The organism is Micromonospora lutea (genome assembly GCF_016863535.1).
Classification (GTDB): domain Bacteria; phylum Actinomycetota; class Actinomycetes; order Mycobacteriales; family Micromonosporaceae; genus Micromonospora; species Micromonospora lutea.
Window position 1 is genome coordinate 21,201 of sequence record NZ_BOPB01000025.1, and the last position, 19,302, is coordinate 40,502.

16 protein-coding genes are annotated in these 19,302 nt (G+C 70.1%); 12 read left to right on the forward strand and 4 right to left on the reverse strand.

Annotated elements, in window-relative coordinates; all coding sequences use genetic code 11:
• Positions 1 to 97: 97 nt before the first annotated feature.
• The 9 genes from Vlu01_RS20010 to Vlu01_RS20050 all read left to right on the forward strand — a co-directional run bounded on the left by Vlu01_RS20010 (position 98) and on the right by Vlu01_RS20050 (position 12,081).
• Complete coding sequence (locus tag Vlu01_RS20010) at positions 98 to 2,593, forward strand: NADH-quinone oxidoreductase subunit G (protein ID WP_204001830.1); 2,496 nt, start codon at positions 98 to 100, stop codon at positions 2,591 to 2,593.
• Positions 2,590 to 3,936: an NADH-quinone oxidoreductase subunit NuoH gene (gene nuoH, locus Vlu01_RS20015; RefSeq protein ID WP_204001833.1), complete on the forward strand. Its 1,347-nt coding sequence runs from the start codon at positions 2,590 to 2,592 to the stop codon at positions 3,934 to 3,936. The genes Vlu01_RS20010 and nuoH overlap by 4 nt, the downstream gene beginning before the upstream one ends.
• A 1-nt stretch (position 3,937) precedes the next feature.
• A complete protein-coding gene (gene nuoI / locus Vlu01_RS20020; protein WP_204001835.1) occupies positions 3,938 to 4,579 on the forward strand; it encodes an NADH-quinone oxidoreductase subunit NuoI in 642 nt (213 codons plus the stop codon).
• Entirely contained in the window at positions 4,576 to 5,346 is a 771-nt protein-coding gene (locus Vlu01_RS20025) for an NADH-quinone oxidoreductase subunit J (protein WP_204001837.1), read from the forward strand. The genes nuoI and Vlu01_RS20025 overlap by 4 nt, the downstream gene beginning before the upstream one ends.
• On the forward strand, positions 5,343 to 5,660 hold the full coding sequence (gene nuoK, locus Vlu01_RS20030; RefSeq protein ID WP_013731028.1) for an NADH-quinone oxidoreductase subunit NuoK: 318 nt from the start codon (positions 5,343 to 5,345) through the stop codon (positions 5,658 to 5,660). The genes Vlu01_RS20025 and nuoK overlap by 4 nt, the downstream gene beginning before the upstream one ends.
• A 12-nt stretch (positions 5,661 to 5,672) precedes the next feature.
• Complete coding sequence (gene nuoL, locus Vlu01_RS20035) at positions 5,673 to 7,631, forward strand: NADH-quinone oxidoreductase subunit L (protein WP_204001839.1); 1,959 nt, start codon at positions 5,673 to 5,675, stop codon at positions 7,629 to 7,631.
• Between the two features lie 79 nt (positions 7,632 to 7,710).
• Complete coding sequence (locus Vlu01_RS20040; RefSeq protein ID WP_204001841.1) at positions 7,711 to 9,243, forward strand: NADH-quinone oxidoreductase subunit M; 1,533 nt, start codon at positions 7,711 to 7,713, stop codon at positions 9,241 to 9,243.
• 109 nt (positions 9,244 to 9,352) lie between these two features.
• Entirely contained in the window at positions 9,353 to 10,903 is a 1,551-nt protein-coding gene (nuoN, locus tag Vlu01_RS20045; RefSeq protein ID WP_204001843.1) for an NADH-quinone oxidoreductase subunit NuoN, read from the forward strand.
• A gap of 107 nt (positions 10,904 to 11,010) precedes the next feature.
• Positions 11,011 to 12,081 (forward strand): polyprenyl synthetase family protein, encoded by a 1,071-nt coding sequence (locus Vlu01_RS20050; protein WP_373307460.1) that lies wholly within the window; start codon positions 11,011 to 11,013, stop codon positions 12,079 to 12,081.
• An 82-nt stretch (positions 12,082 to 12,163) separates the two neighbouring features.
• On the opposite strand, the gene Vlu01_RS20055 is transcribed toward Vlu01_RS20050, so the two are convergent.
• Positions 12,164 to 13,363: an MFS transporter gene (locus tag Vlu01_RS20055; protein WP_204001847.1), complete on the reverse strand. Its 1,200-nt coding sequence runs from the start codon at positions 13,361 to 13,363 to the stop codon at positions 12,164 to 12,166.
• A gap of 153 nt (positions 13,364 to 13,516) precedes the next feature.
• On the opposite strand from Vlu01_RS20055, the gene Vlu01_RS20060 reads away from it, so the two are divergent.
• Positions 13,517 to 14,296, forward strand: coding sequence for an IclR family transcriptional regulator (locus Vlu01_RS20060; RefSeq protein ID WP_204001849.1), 780 nt, complete (start codon positions 13,517 to 13,519; stop codon positions 14,294 to 14,296).
• Between the two features lie 80 nt (positions 14,297 to 14,376).
• Here the strand turns inward: Vlu01_RS20060 and Vlu01_RS20065 are convergent, their stop codons facing one another.
• Complete coding sequence (locus Vlu01_RS20065; RefSeq protein ID WP_204001851.1) at positions 14,377 to 16,500, reverse strand: PhoX family protein; 2,124 nt, start codon at positions 16,498 to 16,500, stop codon at positions 14,377 to 14,379.
• Positions 16,501 to 16,746: 246 nt separating this feature from the next.
• Here Vlu01_RS20065 and Vlu01_RS20070 point away from each other — a divergent pair, with 246 nt between their 5' ends.
• Positions 16,747 to 17,241, forward strand: coding sequence for a sigma-70 family RNA polymerase sigma factor (locus tag Vlu01_RS20070; RefSeq protein WP_166458318.1), 495 nt, complete (start codon positions 16,747 to 16,749; stop codon positions 17,239 to 17,241).
• Complete coding sequence (locus tag Vlu01_RS20075) at positions 17,238 to 17,930, forward strand: anti-sigma factor family protein (protein WP_204001853.1); 693 nt, start codon at positions 17,238 to 17,240, stop codon at positions 17,928 to 17,930. Before Vlu01_RS20070 ends, Vlu01_RS20075 begins: the two co-directional genes overlap by 4 nt.
• Positions 17,931 to 17,939: 9 nt before the next feature.
• Here Vlu01_RS20075 and rarD read toward each other — a convergent pair whose 3' ends face one another.
• Positions 17,940 to 18,875 carry an EamA family transporter RarD gene (gene rarD / locus Vlu01_RS20080; protein ID WP_204001855.1) on the reverse strand — a complete coding sequence of 312 codons (936 nt, stop codon included), beginning with the start codon at positions 18,873 to 18,875 and terminating at the stop codon, positions 17,940 to 17,942.
• Complete coding sequence (locus Vlu01_RS20085; RefSeq protein ID WP_204001857.1) at positions 18,872 to 19,204, reverse strand: GNAT family N-acetyltransferase; 333 nt, start codon at positions 19,202 to 19,204, stop codon at positions 18,872 to 18,874. The genes rarD and Vlu01_RS20085 overlap by 4 nt, the downstream gene beginning before the upstream one ends.
• Positions 19,205 to 19,302 lie beyond the last annotated feature (98 nt).

The following is a 19,302-nucleotide window of genomic DNA, read 5'->3' on the forward strand; positions in this document are numbered from 1 at the left end:
GCGCAGCGAGTCCCAACCGCGAGCGCGAGGAGAGAGCGCAGCGAGCCCCGCAGTCGCGAGCAGAGACCTGCGCCGCCGCGAGCGAAAGGCGAGCACTGTGACGGACGTTGCCAAGCCGACCGAGACGGTCACCCTCACCATCGACGGCGTCGAGGTCACCGCCCCCAAGGGTGCGCTGCTGATCCGGGTCGCCGAGCAGTTGGGTACCGAGATCCCGCGCTTCTGCGACCACCCGCTGCTGGCCCCGGCCGGCGCTTGTCGGCAGTGTCTGGTGGAGGTGGAGGGGCAGCGTAAGCCGGTCGCCTCCTGCACCCAGCCGGTCGCCGACGGCATGGTGGTCCGTACCCAGCTCACCTCCCCGGTCGCCAAGAAGGCGCAAGAGGGGATCATGGAGCTGCTGCTGGTGAACCACCCGCTCGACTGCCCGATGTGCGACAAGGGCGGTGAGTGCCCGCTGCAGAACCAGGCGATGTCGACCGGCCGCACCGACTCCCGGTTCCACGAGCACAAGCGGGAGTACCCGAAGCCGCTGCCGATCAGCACCCAGGTGCTGCTCGACCGCGAGCGGTGCGTGCTCTGCCAGCGCTGCACCCGGTTCTCCGACGAGATCGCCGGCGACAAGTTCATCGACCTGATGAACCGCTCCTCCGCCGAGGAGATCAACATTTACCGGGACGAGGCGTACGGGGCCGAGGGCGACGAGGGGGACGTCCCGTTCAACTCGTACTTCTCCGGGAACACCGTGCAGATCTGCCCGGTCGGTGCGCTGACCGGTACCCAGTACCGGTTCCGGGCCCGCCCGTTCGACCTGGTGTCCAGCCCGAGCGTGTGCGAGCACTGCTCGGCCGGGTGTGCCCAGCGCACCGACTGGCGTCGGGGCAAGGTGTTGCGTCGGCTGGCCGGCGACGATCCGCAGGTCAACGAGGAGTGGAACTGTGACAAGGGGCGGTGGGGCTTCCAGTACGCCCGCGCCGCCGACCGGCTCACCACGCCGCTGGTCCGCGACGAGCACACCGGGGAACTGCGGGCGGCGTCCTGGAGCGAGGCGCTCAGGGTCGCCGCCGAAGGGCTGCGTGCCGCCCGGGACGCCCGCCAGGGCGCGGCGGTGCTCACCGGCGGTCGACTGACCGTCGAGGACGCGTACGCGTACGCCAAGTTCGCCCGCATCGCCCTGCACACCAACGACATCGACTTCCGGGCCCGCCCGGCCTCCCGCGAGGAGGCCGACTTCCTGGCCAGTACGGTCGCCGGCAGCACCGATGTCACCTACACCGACGTCGAGAACGCACCGGCGGTGGTGCTGGTCGGCCTGGAGCCGGAGGAGGAGTGCCCGATCCTCTTCCTGCGGCTGCGCAAGGCGTACCTGAAGAACAAGCTGAAGGTGTACGCGATCGCCCCGTTCGCCACCCGGGGGCTGGAGAAGCTCGGCGCCAAGCTGGCGCGGGTGGTGCCGGGCGAGGAGGCCGGGGTGCTCGCCGAGCACGCCACGGTCGCCGAGGCGCTCAGTACCGAAGGGGCCATCCTGATCGTCGGCGAGCGGCTGGCCACCGTCCCGGGTGGCCTCTCCGCCGCCGCCGAGGTGGCGGCGCGTACCGGAGCCAAGCTGGCCTGGGTGCCGCGACGGGCGGGTGACCGCGGTGCCGTGGACACCGGTTGTCTGCCCAACCTGCTGCCCGGCGGTCGCCTGGTCACCGAGCCGGCCGCCCGCGCGGAGCTGGGTGAGGCGTGGGACATCCCGGCCGGGGTGATCCCGAGCCAGGCTGGTCGGGACACCGACGGCATCCTCGCCGCCGCTGCCGCTGGCCAGCTCGGCGCGCTGGTGGTGGCCGGGGTGGATCCGGCGGACCTGGCCGACCCGCGGCTGGCCGAGCAGGCCCTGGACGCGGTGCCGTTCCTGGTCAGCCTGGAGCTGCGGGCCAGCGCGGTGACACGCCGGGCGAACGTGGTCTTCCCGGTCGCGCCGGTGGCGGAGAAGGCCGGCAGCTTCCTGGACTGGGAGGGCCGGCTGCGCCCGTTCGACGCGGTGCTGGACACTGCCGCGATGACGGACGGTCGGGTGCTCGACGCGCTCGCCGCCCAGTTGGACGCGCGGTTGGACACCGGGGACGTGCTGACCGTCCGACGTGAGCTGGGCAGCCTGCCGGTGACCCGGGTGAGTCGTCCGGCCGCCCCCACGGTCGCGCCGGGCTCGGTACCCGAGCCCCGTGCCGGCGAGGCGGTGCTGGCGACCTGGCACCAGCTGATCGACCTGGGCAGCCTCACCGACGGCGACGAGCACCTGGGTGGCACCGCCCGCCCGCCGGTGGTCCGGCTCGGCAAGGGCACCGCGAAGGCGCTCGGCGTCACCGACGGCGACCCGGTCACGGTGGGCACCGACCGGGGTGCGTTGACCCTGCCGGCGGCGATCACCGAGATGCCGGACGGTGTGGTGTGGCTACCCACCAACTCGCCCGGTTCGACCGTACGGCGCAGCCTGGGGGCTACCTCCGGCGCGGTGGTACGGATCTCGGCACCCGGCACCATCGAGCCGGTCGCCGCTGACGCGGCGGGCCGGCCGGGACCGATCCTCAACTCCTCCGGGGGTGTCGCATGAACCCGCTGGCGCAGACGCCGTCGTTGACCGACTTCGGCCACGACCCGTGGTGGCTGGTCCTCGGCAAGATCGTCTTTGCGTTCGTGGTCGCGCTGCTCGGCACGCTGCTCGGCGTCTGGTTCGAGCGGCGGGTCGTGGGGCGGATGGCGGTGCGGCCCGGCCCCAACCAGCTCGGTCCGTTCGGCCTGCTGCAGACCCTCGCCGACGGTCTGAAGATGGCCTTCAAGGAGGACATCCTCCCGAAGGCCGCGGACAAGGTCATCTACTTCATCGCCCCGGCCATCTCGATGATCTGCGCGGTCACCATGCTGTCGGTGATCCCCTTCGGCCCGATGGTGAGCATCTTCGGTCACCAGACGCCGCTGCAGGTCACCGACGTGCCGGTCGCGGTGTTGGTGGTGCTGGCGCTGTCGTCGATGGCGGTGTACGGCATCGTGCTCGCCGGCTGGGCCTCCGGCTCGACCTATCCGCTGCTCGGCGGTCTGCGTTCCGCCGCCCAGCTGATCTCCTACGAGGTGTCGCTGGGGCTGTCCATCGTGGCGGTGTTCATGCTCGCCGGCTCGATGTCCACCAGTGAGATCGTCGCCGCCCAGGGCAGCGGGACCCAGGTGAGCCTCTTCGGCCTCGACATTCCGACGCCGGGCTGGTATGCGCTGCTGCTCTTCCCGAGCTTCATCGTCTTCTTCATCTCCATCGTCGGTGAGACCAACCGGCCGCCCTTCGACCTGCCGGAGGCGGAGTCGGAGCTGGTGGCCGGCTTCATGACCGAGTACAGCTCGCTGAAGTTCGCCTTGATCATGCTCAGCGAGTACGTCGCGATGGTGGCCATGTCGGCCTTCACCGTGACGCTCTTCCTGGGTGGTTGGCACGCGCCGTGGCCGATCACCCTCTGGTCGGGTGCCAACTCCGGCTGGTGGCCGCTGATCTGGTTCTTCGCCAAGGTCATCCTGCTGGTCTTCGTCTTCGTCTGGCTGCGTGGCACGCTGCCTCGGCTGCGGTACGACCAGCTCATGCGCCTCGGCTGGAAGGTGCTGATCCCGATCAGCCTGGTCTGGGTCGTGGTCCTCGCCGGCCTGCGCACCATCGACGACTGGGACACCCAGAGCCGGTTGTACGCCATCGGCATCCCCGCCGGCATCGTGCTGCTCGCCGCGCTGTTCTGGCCGAGCCGCAAGCCGGAGCCGAAGCCGACGCTCGTCGAGCAGGTCGAGAACCGGCCGCCGGGCAGCTTCCCGCTGCCCCCGATGGATCTGCAGGTACCACCGAGCCCGGGCACCCGGCGCATGGTCGCCGAGCGGGAGCCCGCCAACGCTCCCGCCGGCCAGGACTCTGAGGAGGTGTGACATGGGCGCGATCACCGGAACGTTCAAGGGCTTCGGGGTCACCTTCTCGCACATGTTCAAAAAGGTCGTCACCACCGACTACCCGTTCACGCCGCCGAAGCCGGCGCCGCGCTACCACGGGCGGCACATCCTCAACCGCCACCCGGACGGGCTGGAGAAGTGCATCGGCTGCGAGCTGTGCGCGTGGGCCTGCCCGGCGGACGCGATCTACGTCGAGGGTGGCGACAACACCGAGGAGCAGCGCTTCTCGCCGGGTGAGCGGTACGCCAGCGTCTACCAGATCAACTACGCCCGCTGCATCTTCTGCGGGCTCTGCATCGAGGCCTGTCCCACCCGCTCGCTGACGATGAGCAACGAGTACGAGCTGGCCCGGGACAACCGCAAGGACCTGATCTTCACCAAGGAGCAGTTGCTGGCACCGCTGCTGCCCGGGATGGAGCAGCCGCCGCACCCGATGCGGCTCGGTGACAGCGAGAAGGACTACTACGTCGGCAGCCTGACCAACCCGGGCACCTCTGCCGGCGCGGAGCGCTCCCCGATGGGTCCGGGTCGTTACCAGTTGGACGAGCACCCGGGCGTCACCTTCCCCGGTGCCGAGCAGGCCGCGCAGCGGTCCGCAGCGGAGAAGGGGGAGACGGCATGACCGCCTCGACGCTGCTCGCCGCCTCCGGTGCGGTCTCCGGCGGCGAGGCGGTGGCCTTCTGGATCCTCGCCCCGGTCGCGCTGGCCGGTGCGATCGGCATGGTCGCCGCCCGCAACGCGATGCACTCGGCGCTGTGGCTGGTGCTCACCATGCTCAGCCTCGGCGTGTTCTACGTACTCCAGGCGGGGCCGTTCATCGGCATGGTGCAGATCATCGTCTACACCGGCGCGATCATGATGCTCTTCCTGTTCGTGCTGATGCTGGTCGGGCGGGAATCCTCCGACTCGCTGATCGAGGTGCTGCGCGGCCAGCGCATCGCGGCACTCGGGCTCGGGCTCGGCTTCGCCGGCCTGCTCGGCAGCGCGGTCTACCGGGCCACGCAGGGCAGCGCCCCGGTCGGCCTGGAGCAGGCCAATGCCGGCGGCAACGTGGAGGGCATCGCCCGGTTGCTCTTCACCGACTACATCTTCGCCTTCGAACTCACCGCGGCGCTGCTGATCACCGCCACCATCGGCGGCATGGTCCTCGCGCACATCGAGCGGCGCAAGGAGGACAAGCGCGACCAGGTTGCCACCATGAAGGCCCGCTTCAGGCCCGGCAACTACCCCGGCCCGAAGCCCGGCCCGGGTGTCTTCGCCACCTCCTCGTCGGTCGCCACCCCGGCCCGCCTGCCGGACGGGCGGCTCAGCGACCGCAGCACGCCGGACATCCTGCCGCTACGGGAGCTGACCGCCGAGGAGACCACGCTGAAGGGCACTGAGAAATGAGTGACTTCTTCTCGGTCGAGCCGAACTACTACCTGGTCCTCGCCGCGGTGCTCTTCACCATCGGCGCCGCCGGGGTGCTGGTCCGGCGCAACGCGATCGTGCTGTTCATGTGTGTCGAGCTGATGCTCAACGCGGCCAACCTGGCGCTGGTCACCTTCAGCCGGATGAACGGTGACCTCAACGGCCAGATCATGGCGTTCTTCGTGATGGTGGTGGCGGCGGCCGAGGTCGTGGTCGGGTTGGCCATCATCATGGCGATCTTCCGCACCCGGCGCTCCGCCAGCGTCGACGACGCCAACCTGCTGAAGTACTAGAGGGGCCCACCGGTGGACGAAATCTTGACGTACGCCCAGGCTGCTCCGGCCGGGACCGTCTCGTACGCGACGGCCGACGGGCTGCTGAGCAGCGTCTGGCTGCTGGTGGCGATCCCGCTGGTCAGCGCGACGATCCTGCTGTTGCTCGGCCGGCGGGCCGATCGGTGGGGGCACTGGCTCGGGGTGGCCGCGGTCGGTGCCGCCTTCCTGCTCGGCCTGAGCTACTTCCTCGGCCTGCGCGGCCTGGAGAACCGGTCGGTCGAGCTGAGCCTCTGGGACTTCATCGCGGTCGGCGGCCTGCATGTGGACTTCGGTCTGCTCTTCGACCCGCTGGCCGGGGTCTTCGTCCTGCTGATCACGGGCGTGGGCTTCCTGATCCACCTGTACGCGGTCGAGTACATGGCGCACGACGAGCGTCGGCGGCTCTTCTTCGCCTACTTCAACCTGTTCGTCGCGGCCATGCTGCTGCTGGTCCTCGGCAACAACTACGTGATGCTCTACTTCGGCTGGGAGGGCGTCGGACTCGCGTCGTACCTGCTGATCAACTTCTGGTACACCAAGCCGGCCGCCGCCACCGCCGGTAAGAAGGCCTTCCTGATGAACCGGGTCGGCGACGCCGGCCTGGCCATCGCGATCTTCATCATGTTCGCCACCCTCGGCACCACCCAGTACGACGAGGTGTTCAACGGGGTCGGCGCGCTGGCGGGCGGCACCGTGCTGGTGCTCGGGCTGCTGTTGCTGCTCGGCGCGGCCGGCAAGTCCGGCCAGTTCCCGCTCCAGGCGTGGTTGCCGGACGCGATGGAGGGCCCGACCCCGGTGTCGGCGCTGATCCACGCCGCGACGATGGTCACCGCCGGCGTCTACCTGATCGCCCGGTCCAATATCATCTTCTCGGCCAACAGCACGCTGCAACTGGTGGTGGTCAGCGTCGGCGCGCTGACCCTGCTCCTCGGCGCGATCATCGGCTGCGCCAAGGACGACATCAAGCGGGTGCTGGCCTGGTCCACGGTCAGCCAGATCGGCTACATGTTCCTCGGTGTCGGGCTGGGCGGCGCGGCGTACGCGCTGGCCATCGTGCACCTGCTGGCGCACGGCTTCTTCAAGGCCAACATGTTCCTCGGTGCCGGCTCGGTCATGCATGGCATGAAGGACCAGGTCGACATCCGTCGTTTCGGTGGGCTGGCGAAGTACATGAAGATCACCTGGCTGACCTTCGGCGCGGGCTGGCTCGCCATCATCGGTCTCTTCCCGTTCTCCGGGTTCTTCTCCAAGGAACCGATCATCGTGGAAGCGTTCGCCCGGGACGACTGGACGGCCTGGCTCTTCGGCGGTGCCGCGCTGCTCGGCGCGGGGCTGACCGCCTTCTACATGACCCGGCTCTTCGTGCTCACCTTCCACGGTCCGAAGCGGTGGACCGAGGACATCGAGCACCCGCACGAGTCGCCGGCGTTGATGACCATCCCGTTGATCCTGCTCGGCATCGGTTCGCTGGGTGCCGGCTGGCTGCTGGCGACCTCCGTACCGGACTGGCTGACCACCACCGCCGGCCTGGGCGCCCAGGTGGAGGGCCACGAGGCGGTGCTGTCGCACTTCGCGATCACCGTGATCGCCACGCTCGTCACCGTGCTCGGTGTGGCGCTGGGCTGGTTCCTGTTCCGCAACGGGACGGCGACCGAGCCGCAGCCGGCCGGGGTGCTGGTCACCGCCGCCCGCAAGAACCTCTACACCGACACGGTCAACGAGGCGGTCTTCGAGAAGCCGGGCATCTTCCTCACCCGGGCGCTGGTCTACCTCGACAACCGCGGCATCGACGGGCTGGTCAACGGCTTGGCCGCAGGTATCGGCGGCGGTTCGGGCCGACTGCGGCGGTTGCAGACCGGTTTCGTCCGGTCGTACGCCGCCTCGATCCTGACCGGCGCGCTGCTGGTGGTGGCCGCCTTCCTGGCCGTACAGGCGGGGTGGTTGGCGTGATCGACCTCAGGAGGCTGTCGGCCTCTCAGGCGGCCGTCGCCGGCGGACCGCACAGTGACGACGGAGGTAAGGCCGCATAATGTCCGACTTCCCGTTCCTCTCGGTGCTCACCGTGGCACCGCTGGTCGGCGCCGTGGTCGTCGCCCTCCTGCCGCGCAGCCGGCCCACGCTGGCGAAGCAGGTCGCGCTCGGCTGGTCGCTGCTCGTGCTGGTGCTGTCGGTGGTCATGTGGGTGACCTTCCAGGTCGATGGCGACCGGTTCCAGTTCCGCGAGTCGTACCCGTGGATCCCGAACTGGGGGGTCAACTTCACCTTCGCCGCCGACGGCATCGCGTTGGTCATGCTGATGCTGATCGCGGTGCTGGTGCCGCTGGTGATCCTCGCCTCCTGGCACGACGCCGAGTCCTCGAAGCGCTCGGTGCCGGTCTACTTCGCGCTGCTGCTCGTCCTCGAATGCACGATGATCGGCGTCTTCGCCGCCGCCGACGTCTTCCTGTTCTACGTGTTCTTCGAGGTCATGCTGGTGCCGATGTACTTCCTGATCGGCAGCTACGGCGGCCACCAGCGGCAGTACGCGGCGGTGAAGTTCTTCCTCTACTCGCTGGTCGGCGGTCTGTTCATGCTGGCCGCGGTGATCGGCCTGTGGGTGGTCGGTGGCAAGACCTTCGACTGGGTGGCGCTCTCCGAGGTGGACATCTCCACCGGCGCGGAGCGTTGGCTGTTCCTCGGTTTCTTCATCGCCTTCGCGATCAAGGCGCCGTTCTTCCCGTTCCACACCTGGCTGCCGGACGCCGGTGGCGCGGCACCCGCCGGTGCCGCCGCACTGCTGGTGGGTGTCCTGGACAAGGTCGGCACCTTCGGCATCCTGCGGTACTGCCTGCCGCTGTTCCCCGACGCGGCCCAGTGGTTCGCGCCGTGGGCGTTGGGCCTGGCGGTCATCGGCATCATCTATGCCGCGCTCCTGGCCGTCGGGCAGAACGACCTCAAGCGGTTGGTGTCGTACACGTCGATCGCCCACTTCGGCTTCATCGGCGTGGGGATCTTCGCGTTCACCACGCAGGCAGGCACCGGAGCCGTGCTCTACATGGTCAACCACGGCCTCGCCACCGGGCTGCTCTTCCTGGTGGTGGGCATGCTGGTCGCGCGCCGGGGCTCGGCGCTGGTCAGTGACTTCGGTGGTGCGGGCAAGCTGGTCCCGGTGCTGGCCGGCGTGTTCTTCTTCGCCGGTCTCGCCTCGCTGGCGCTGCCCGGCACTGCGCCGTTCGTCTCCGAGTTCCTGGTACTGATCGGCACGTTCACGGTCAACAAGCCGGTCGCTGTGATCGCCACGCTGGGCATCATCCTGGCGGCGGCGTACGTGCTGTGGATGATCCAGCGCACCACCCAGGGCACGCTCAACCCGGCGCTGACTGAGATCGACGGGATGAAGCGTGACCTCAATCTCCGCGAGAAGGTCGTCGTGGCCCCGCTGATCGCGCTGATCGTGGTGCTCGGGTTCTACCCGAAGCCCGTGACGGACGTGATCAACCCCGCCATCCAGGCGACCATGGAGGACGTCGGCCGCACCGACCCGGTCCCGTCGGCAGGCACCGTCCAGGAGGCGAGCCGGTGAGCGCGAGGAGTGAGCTTGCGAGCCCCGCAGTCGCGGGTCGAAAGGCTGGTTGGGTGAGCGCGAGGAGTGAGCTTGCGAGCCCCGCAGTCGCGAACGAAAGGCTGGTCCAGTGACCGAGCTTGAACTGCCGCCGATCGACTATGCGGCGATCGCGCCGATCCTGATCATGCTGGTTGCGGCGGTGGTCGGGGTGCTGATCGAGGCATTCGTGCCTCGGCGGCTGCGGCATCCCGTGCAGCTGCCGCTGGCGCTGCTGGCGGTGCTCGCGGCGTTGACGATGGTGGTGGTCAACGCCGACAAGCGAGTGATCACCATCGGGGTGATCGCCGTCGACGGGCCGACGCTGTTCCTGCAGGGCGCGATCCTCGCGCTGTCGGCGGTGGCGCTGCTGCTGCTCGGCGAGCGGGCGGTCGAGCGGGGCGGCGCGTTCGTGGCCCAGGCCGCGGTGACCGCCGACTCTCCGGAGGACCGCCAGCAGGCGGAGAACGCCGGTGGCGCGGGTGAGGTGTACCCGCTGACCACGTTCGCCATCGCCGGCATGCTGATCTTCGTGTCGGCGAACGACCTGCTGACCATGTTCATCGCGCTCGAAGTCTTCTCGCTGCCGCTCTACCTGCTCTGCGCGCTGGCCCGCCGCCGGCGGTTGCTGAGCCAGGAGGCGGCGATGAAGTACTTCCTGCTCGGTGCGTACGCCTCGGCCTTCTTCCTGTTCGGGTTGGCGCTGATCTACGGCTTCACCGCCGGCCTCGGTGACCGGGCGTCCGGCGTGGACTTCGCCACCATCAACGCGGCCGTGGCGAACTCGACGGCCAGCCCGGTGCTGCTCTTCGCCGGTATGGCGCTGGTCGCCATCGGTCTGCTGTTCAAGGCGGCCGCCGCGCCCTTCCATGTCTGGACGCCGGACGTCTACCAGGGCGCTCCGACGCCGTTGACCGGTTTCATGGCGGCCTGCACCAAGGTCGCCGCCTTCGGCGCCCTGCTGCGGGTGTTCCACGTGGCCTTCGAAGGGGCCCGCTGGGACTTCACCCCGGTACTGGGCGCTGTGGCGGTCCTCACCATGCTGGTCGGCTCGCTGTTCGCGGTGACCCAGACCGACATCAAGCGGCTGCTGGCGTACTCGTCCATCGCCAACGCCGGCTACCTGCTCGTCGGTGTGCTCGCGCCGGGCAGCGAGGGGCTCTCCGGCACGATGTTCTACCTGGTCGCGTACGGCTTCACCGTGCTGGCCGCGTTCGCGGTGGTGACGTTGGTGCGGGACGCCGACGGTGAGGCCACCCACCTTTCCCGGTGGGCCGGTCTGGGCAAGCGGTCGCCGGTGTACGCCTCCGTCTTCACCTTCATCCTGCTCGCCTTCGCGGGCATTCCGCTCACCAGCGGCTTCATGGGCAAGGTCGCGGTCTTCGCGCCGGCGCTGGACGGCGGGCAGGTGTGGCTGGTCGTCGCGGGTGTGCTGACCAGCATGGTGTTGGCCTTCCCGTACCTACGGGTCGTGGTGCTGATGTGGCTCTCCGAGCCGGGTGACAGCACGCCGACGGTGGCCGTGCCCGGTGCCCTCACCTCGGCCGCACTGGTGATCGGGGTGCTCGCCACCCTGGTGCTCGGCGTCGCTCCGGCACCGCTGCTCGACCTCGCGTCCTCAGCGGCGGACTTCGTCCGGTAGCGGCTGACCTGCCGTTCGAGGGCCGGCCCACGGTGTGTGGGTCGGCCCTCGTCGCGTATCCACCCGGTCCGGTGCAGGTAGAACGTGTGTGGCATGGTGGAGACGTGGTGATTAGGGGTGGCGAGGGTTCAGGTGTCACCGGCTCCGGTGGTCGCCGGAGCCGGTCCGGCGCGGCGCAGTTCGGCACGCTCGGCCTTCACCTCGCCGACCCGCACAGCGAGGAGTCCGTACTCGGCGTGCTGGCGGCGGTGGAGGCGGAGCTGCTGGCCAGCGTCGCCAGCGCCGACCCGTTCGTCACCGAGGCGGCCCGGCACCTGGTGGAGGCCGGCGGGAAGCGGTTCCGGCCGCTCCTGGTGGCCCTGGGCGCCCAGTTCGGCGATCCGACCCGAGCCGAGGTCGTCTCGGCGGCCGTGGTGGTGGAGCTGACCCACCTGGCCACGCTCTACCACGACGACGTGATGGACGAGGCGCCGGTTCGTCGGGGCGCGCCCAGCGCCAACTCCCGGTGGACCAATTCGGTGGCCATCCTGGTCGGCGACTATCTTTTCGCTCGGGCCGCGGACGTGGCTGCCGAGCTGGGGCCGGAGGCGGTCCGCCTTCAGGCGCGTACGTTCGCCCGGCTGGTCCACGGTCAGATCGCCGAGACCGTCGGTCCCCGGGACGGCGACGATCCGGTGGCGCACTACCTGGGAGTGATCGCCGAGAAGACGGGCTCACTGATCGCCACCAGCGCCCACTTCGGTGCTCGGTTCGGTGGGGCCGCGCCGGAGCACGTGGCGGCGCTGGCCGGGTACGGCGAGACCATCGGCGTGGCCTTCCAGCTCTCCGACGATCTGCTCGACATCGCCAGCGAGTCGACCGAGTCGGGCAAGACGCCCGGCACCGACCTGCGGGAGGGCGTGCCCACCCTGCCGGTGCTCTACGCGCTCGGATCGGACGACGCGGACGCCGCCTCGGTGCGGCTGCGGGAGATCCTGGCCACCGGGCCGCTGACCGACGACGCCCTGCACGCCGAGGCGCTCAATCTGCTTCGGGAGAGTCCGGCGCTCAAGCGTTCCCGGGAGACCGTCCGCAGCTACGCCGAGGACGCCCGCGCTCAACTCGCACCCCTGCCGGCCGGTCCGGCCCGTCGTGCCCTCGAATCCCTCTGCGACCACATCGCCGACCGCACCAGCTGACTCTGGCCCACTCCCTCAGCCGGTCGATCAAGGAGTTTCGACTCGCCCTGCGCGCGAGTCGAAACGCAAACGTCTCGATCGACTAGGTGGGTCGCGTCGGGTGGTGCGGTGCGGTGGGAAGCAGACGGGTCGCGGTGAGCATGAGAGCGGCGGCCACGAGCATGGCGGCGGCGGCCGTGAGCCACATCGCCGGGTAACCGGCTGCGGCGGCGAGTGGTCCGAGGGCGAGCGGTCCGAGTGCACCACCTGCGTACACCCCCGTCTGGGTGATCGAGGTGGCTGCGGCCGGTGCCTGCGGATGCAGTTGGACCACCGCGAAGTTCATCAGCCCGGGCCAGGACCAGCCGAGACCGAAGCCGAGTACCACGCCCACCATCAACGGCCCGGGGCCGGCCGCCGCGAGCAGGGCCAGCCCCACTGCGCCGGCCACCAGCAGCCCGGCGATCACCGCGACGTGTCCACCGGTGCGACGGTCGGCGAGCCAACCAACGCCGACCCGGGCCGCCACGCAGACCGCACTGCCCAGGGTCAGGGTGAGCCCGGCCATCCCGGGGCCGAGACCCCGGTCGACCGAGGCGTCGACCACGAAGGTGCCCAGCGCGTTCGCCGCCCCCGCGGCCAGCGTCGCGGCCAGCCCGACCAGGATCAGTCCTGGACTCGCGTCGCCCGTCCGTCCGGTGCGGCGCGTCGTGGGCTGGGTGCCGTGCGAGGGTACGGCCGGCAGGGCGGCCAGCGCGGCACCGGCTGCTGCCACGAAGGCCCAGCGCCAACCGACGGTCAGCGCGAGGGTGGGTACCGCCACGCCGGCAAGCAGGGTGGAGACCGGGATGGCGGCCTGCTTGACGCCGAACGACAGGCCTTGCCGACGGGGCGGGACGTGCCGCGCGAGCAGCGCGTTGCTGGACAGTTGACCGAGGGCGTTCGCGGTGCCGGCCAGAGCGAGCAGACCGACCAGCACCGGGTACGACCGGGCCGCCACCGCCACGGCGAGCAGGCTGCCGGCGGAGATCACGATGCCGGCCCGGGCCACCACGGCGGCACCCCATCGTTCGACCAGTGCACCGGAAGGGACCGAAGCGAGGGCACCGACAGCGAAGTAGACCGCCACCACGAGCCCCAGGCCGGCGGGGGAGAAGCCCAACTCCTCCCGCATCTGCACGGCAAGGCCACCGACCAGGAAGACCGGCAGGACGCAGGCGATCGTGACGGTGACCGCGACCACGCTGGCCTGGACGGGCCGTGCGGCGGTCTCCGAGGTGCGCGCAGGGGCGATGGGGGCCATGATGGGCCAACCTACGCCAGGCGCATCTCAGCGACGGAAAGTGCGGTCTACCTCACATCCCGTATCGGATGACCTTGGATCCTCCACCCGATCAGGCATTTCGCGGAGGGCTGCTTTTTCATATGGTGTAAGTCCCCGGTGGCGGAGGTGGTTGTGCGTGACCCCCTGGCGGAACCTTCGGACCTGATCCGAAGTGTCTCCCGCGCGCTTCGAGTGCTTGAGTCGGTCGGTCGTGCCCCACGGGGCCTGACGGTCAAACAGATCGCCCGCCGCTGCGAGCTCACCGTGGCCACCACCTATCACCTGGTCCGCACGCTCGCCTACGAGGGCTACGTGATCCGTCGGGAGGACGGCACGTACATCGTGGGTCTGGAAGTCGCCGACCGGTACCGCGAACTGGTTGCCGCGTTCCGCTCGCCGGCCGTCGGGGAGAGCCTGCGTCGGGCGGCCCTGGAGACCGGCTGGAGTCACTTTCTGGGCCGGTTCGTGGGTGGCCAGGTGGCGATCACCGCCGTGGCGGAGGGGAGCCGCTCGCCGTACCTGGAGGATCTGGTGCCCGGGTTCGACGAGGGCGCGCATGCGACCGCACTCGGCAAGGCCCTGCTCGCCACCCTCACTGCGGACCAACGCCACCGCTACCTGCGTGAGTACGGCATGCGTCCGTTCACCAGTGCCACCCTCACCACCCCCGAGGCATTCGAGGCCGACCTGACCGCCGGGGAGCGACGCGGGATGCAGCTGGAACTGGGCCAGTTCCGGCAGGGAGTGGCCTGCGCCGCCGTGCTGGTATGCCCGGACAAGGACATGGAACGGCGGACGGTGCTGGCCTGCTCGCTGCCGGCGAGCGAGATGATGACCTCCGCCCGGGTGGTCCGGACGAAACTGCTCACCGCCGCGCGTGCCATCGCCGAGGGCCTGGCCGCCGACACCTGATCGCCGTCACCTGCCGAGACGGCCCCCTCCCGGTTTGGGAGAGGGCCGTCGGAACGGCGGCCGGCGGTGCCGGGGCGGGGTCAGCTTCCGACCGGTCCGCCGTCCAGCCGCCAGGTCACCACCACGCCTGGCTTGGCGTAGTCGCCGTCGGGCCAGGTGGAGGCCGGCTTGTGGACCGTGGCGCCGGTGAGCTCACCCGGGTGTTGCACGGCCACGAAGACCGAGCGATTGTCCCCGGTGATGAACGGACCGCAGGTCTCGGCACCGATCGGCACGGTCAGGAACTGCTTCAGGTGGCCACGCTCCGGGCCCTCGGTCGCCGTGGCGAAGAGGCCGTCGTTGCTGCCCAGCGCGTTACCGTCGGTGGAGATCCAGAGGTTCCCGGTGGCGTCGAACGCCACGTTGTCCGGGCAGGAGATCGGCGAAACCTTGGTCTTGTCGTACCCGGCGAAGTAGGTCGACGGGTCCGCCGGGTCCCCGCAGACGATCGGCAACGACCAGCTGAAGGAATCGGCGGTGTTGTCCCCCCGGTCCTCGACCAGCTCCAGGATCTGCCCGTGCCGGTTGGCGGTACGCGGGTTGGCCTCGTCCGCCGCGGGGTTGCTGCCGACGCCACGGTTCGTGTTGTTGGTCAGCGCCACGTACACCTTGCCGGTGAGCAGGCTCGGCTCGACGTCCTCCGGGCGGTCCATCTTGGTCGCCCCGACCTTGTCCCCGGCGAACCGGGTGAAGGTCAGCACCTCGGCCGCGGTCATCCCGGCCACGTATGAACGGGTGCCGCTGACCAGCTTGATCCAGCGGCCCTTGCCGTTGAAGGCACCGTCGCTGGGCAGGGTGCCGGAGCCGTCGATCTCACCGGCGCTGGTCTGGTCGAGCTTGGCGACGTACAGCGAGCCCGACTCCAGCAGCGTCAGGTTGTGCTTACGGGCAACCCAGGAGTCACCCTTCATGAACTTCTTGTCCGACACGAACTTGTACAGGTAGTCGAAGCGCTCGTCGTCACCCATGTACGCCACGACGTGTCCGCTGCGCGCGACGATGACGTTCGCGCCCTCGTGCTTGAACCGGCCCAGCGCGGTGTGCTTGCGCGGGCGGCTCTGCGGGTCGAACGGGTCGATCTCCACGATCCAGCCGTGCCGGTTGGCCTCGTTTGGGTGCCTGGCAAGGTCGAAGCGGTCGGCGGCCCGGTCCCACTTGCGGCTGCCGCTGGGGTACCGCGCGGTGGTGCTGATGCCGTAGCGCGCCAGTCGGGCCTTCTCCGACTCCGGCGCCGCGTCGCCGCCGACGAAGTACTGGTTGAAGTTCTCCTCGCCGGAGAGCACCGTGCCCCACGGAGTCACGCCGCCGGCGCAGTTGTTCAGCGTGCCGATGACCGTCCGACCCTTCGGGTCGGCGGCCGTCTTCACGAACGACGAGCCGGCGGCCGGGCCAGTCAGCTCGAACGCACTGCTCAGCGCATCGACACGACGGTTGTACGGCCGGCGGCCGGAGCCGACGACCCGCCACTGGCCGGAACCGGCGACCCGCTCGATCTCCACCACGGACATGCCGTGCGCGGCCATCGCCACCTTCACCTGCTCGACGGTGAGCGCGTCCTGGCTGGTGAAGCCGGGGAACATCAGGTCCTCGTTCGTGTACTCGTGGTTGACCACGAGCAGTGCCCGTCTGTCGTTCTTGTCCAGCGGCAGCACACCGACGAAGTCGTTGTTGTAGCCGAACTGCTTGGCCTGCGCGGCGGCGGTCTGCCGGCGCAGGTTGAACTCCGGCGCGTCGGGCACCACCGGGTCGCCCCAGCGGATGACCACGGCGTGGTCGTAGCCGTTCGGGACGACGAGCGTGTCGAGGGTGTTCGGCGGGATCGGCTTGAAGCTCAGGGCACCACTGCCCGGACGACGGCCGGGCGCCGCAGCCTGACCGGCCGGAGGCAGCGGGGGAACCGGGACCGCAGCGGCGGGAGCCGCGCCGGCCAACGCACCGGCCGCAGCGCCGCCGAAACCGAGCACCAGGGCGCCGACCGCCCCAGCGCGGACCACACCACGGCGGCTGACCTCGGCGTTCACCACGTCACCGAAGTAGGCGTTGTCGGAGGTGTTGGGCACCGGGTGGTCACAGGCGTTGCCGCAGCGGTAGAGGCAGGTCATGGCGTCGCGGCTGCCGTGGCGGGGGGTGCTCAGCAGCGGGAGCAGCCGGGGACGGTCGCTCATGGGGAGGATCCTCCTGAGGGTCGGTGCACGTCGGTGCAGGTCACCGACGCGTACCCGCCGGACGCTAGGGCGGTGCGGTGAGCGTGGGTCGGCGTCGATGTGAACCAGCGATGAACTCCGCCTCGGGAATCCCAGGTTCGAGCTGGGAATGAACCGATCGGCGTGACAGCACGTATCTCCGGTCGTAACACCGCGCCCGCTCGCGCCGAGAGCGAGGAGAAAGCCATCAGCGACCACGACGCCCACCTGCTGCGCGCCCTGCATGACGAGCATGCCGAGGCGCTGTACGCGCACGCGCTGCGGCTGGTCAACGGCGACCGGCAGCGCGCCGAGGACCTGGTGCAGGAGACGCTGCTGCGGGCCTGGCGGCATCCGGAGTCGCTCGACCCCCGGCGCGGATCGGTGCGGGCCTGGCTCTTCACCACCGCGCGCAACCTCGCCATCGACGCCTGGCGGCGGCGGTCCACCCGGGTCGGCGAGATCTACACCGACGAGCTTCCCGAGCCACCGGAGGTCGTCGACGAAACCGAGCGAGCCGTCGAGGCGTGGACGGTCGCGGAGGCACTCAACCGGCTCAGTCCGTCGCATCGTGATGTCCTGGTGGAGTGCTTCTACCAGGGGCGTTCCGTCTCCGAGGCAGCCTCTCGGCTGGGCGTGCCGCCGGGCACGGTGAAGTCCCGCACCCACTACGCGTTGCGCTCCCTACGGCTGGTCCTGGCCGAGATGGGGGTGACCGGATGAACCGTTGCGAGTTCGCGTTCGACGATGGGGCGTACGTGCTGGGCGCGCTCTCCCCGGCCGACCGGGTGACCTACGAACGGCACCTGGTCGACTGTCCGGCGTGCCAGCAGTCGGTTTCCGAGATCGCCGTACTGCCCGGTCTGCTGGGCCGGTTGGATCCGGCCAGCCTCGAACAGTTCCTGCCGCCGCCGGAGAACCCCCGGGTGCCGCAGCTGCTCAGTGCCGCCCGGGACCGCCGACGCCGTGAGCGGCAGGCCAGCCGGCTGCGGTACGCGGTCATCGGGCTGGCTGCCGCCGCGTTCGCCCTGGTGGTCGGCTTCGGGGTGGCCGTGATGCTGCCCGGGCAGGCGCCGAACACGCCGGTGGCCCAGGTGCGGATGGTGCAGATGCAACCGGTCGCCGGAACGGTGCCGGTGCACGCCGAGATCGGGTTGACCGGCACCAACTGGGGCACCGAGGTGACCATGCACTGCGGCTACGACGAGCGGGCCGGGTACGGCAAGGCGAACACCTTCCGACTGGTGGCGCACGCCGGGGACGGCTCGCAGGAGCAGATCGGTTCCTGGCTGGCCGCTCCCGGCGACGACCTGCGGATCACCGGGGCGACCCGGTTCACCAACGCCGAGTTGGTCCGGCTGGAACTGATTCGTGCCGACGGCACTCCCGTACTCGCCTACGAGGTCCGCTGAGCCGGAGCGTCAGTGGCTGCCGGCGACCGCCGCCGTGGGCGGCACGGCGGCGGCCAGGCGCAGGCGGCGGTCGTGCCGAGCCTGGCGTACGGCGTCGGCGGTGAAGACGATCAGAGCGAGCCAGACCAGGGCGAAGCCGGCCAGCCGGGCCGGCGGCATCGGTTCGTGAAAGATCAGTACGCCGAAGCCGAGTTGGAGGATCGGCGCCACGTACTGGAGCATGCCGAGGGCGGTCAGGGGCAGCCGGTTGGCGGCACCGGCGAAGAGCAGCAGCGGGATGGCGGTCAACGCCCCGGCGAGCACGAGCAGGGCCGTGTGTCCGGCCGAGACGTGACCGAAGGCGGCGTCACCGGTGGCGGCGAGCCAGCCGAGGTAACCCAGCGCGGGCAGCGACAGCACGGCCGACTCGACGAAGAGACCCTCCGCTGCGGGCAGGCCGAGACGCTTCTTCACCAGGCTGTACCCGCCGAAGGAGAACGTCAGGATGAGGGCGAGGTACGGCAGTCGCCCGTAGTCGACGGTGAGCACGGCCACCGCCAGCGCGCCGACGCCGAGCGCCCACCACTGCGCCGGGCGCAGCCGCTCCCGCAGCACCAGCACCCCGAGCAGGACCACCACCAGCGGGTTGATGAAGTATCCGAGGGCGGTCTCCACCACCCGGTCGGAATTGACGCCGTAGATGTAGGTGAACCAGTTGACGGCGATCAGCGTGGCGGCGGCACCGATGCCCGCCAACGTCCGTGGCCGACGCAGCAGGCCCCGCAGGAAGCCGACGTTGCGCAGCGCGATGAGCAGCAACGCGACGAACGCGACGGACCACACCACCCGGTGGGCCAGGATCTCCATCGGGCCGGCCGGGCGCAGCAACTTGAAGTAGAGCGGGAAGAACCCCCACAGCAGGTACGCAACAAGGCCGTAGAGGTATCCGAGGCGGAGCGGTGTCACGGCTCAACCGTAAGCGGCTGACCCGTCGGCTGCTCCTTGCCGGTGAGCGGGCTCACGGCCTGGTCACGCTGGTCCAGTTCCATCCACCGGTCGGCGCGTACGCCGTCGAAGCCGACCGTTTCGTACACCGCGTGGGCGTCGTTGGTGGCCAGCAGGATCCGGCGTACGCCCAGGTGGTCGCGAACCGCGCCCGCCAGCCAGGTGCCCAGCCCGCGACCCCGTTCGGCCCGGTCGACGTAGACGTCACAGAGGTAGCCGAAGCGGTCCAGATCGAGCCGGGCCGGGTCCGTGCTGATCGTGTAACCGTCGTCGCGGGTGCGGGTGAACACCCTGCCGAAGCTAGCGCCTCGCCTCGGTCGTGCCAGCAGCCAATTCCCGCGACATGGCCGACTTCCCGGGCCCTGCCGGCGGTCACCGGTGCGGCGCG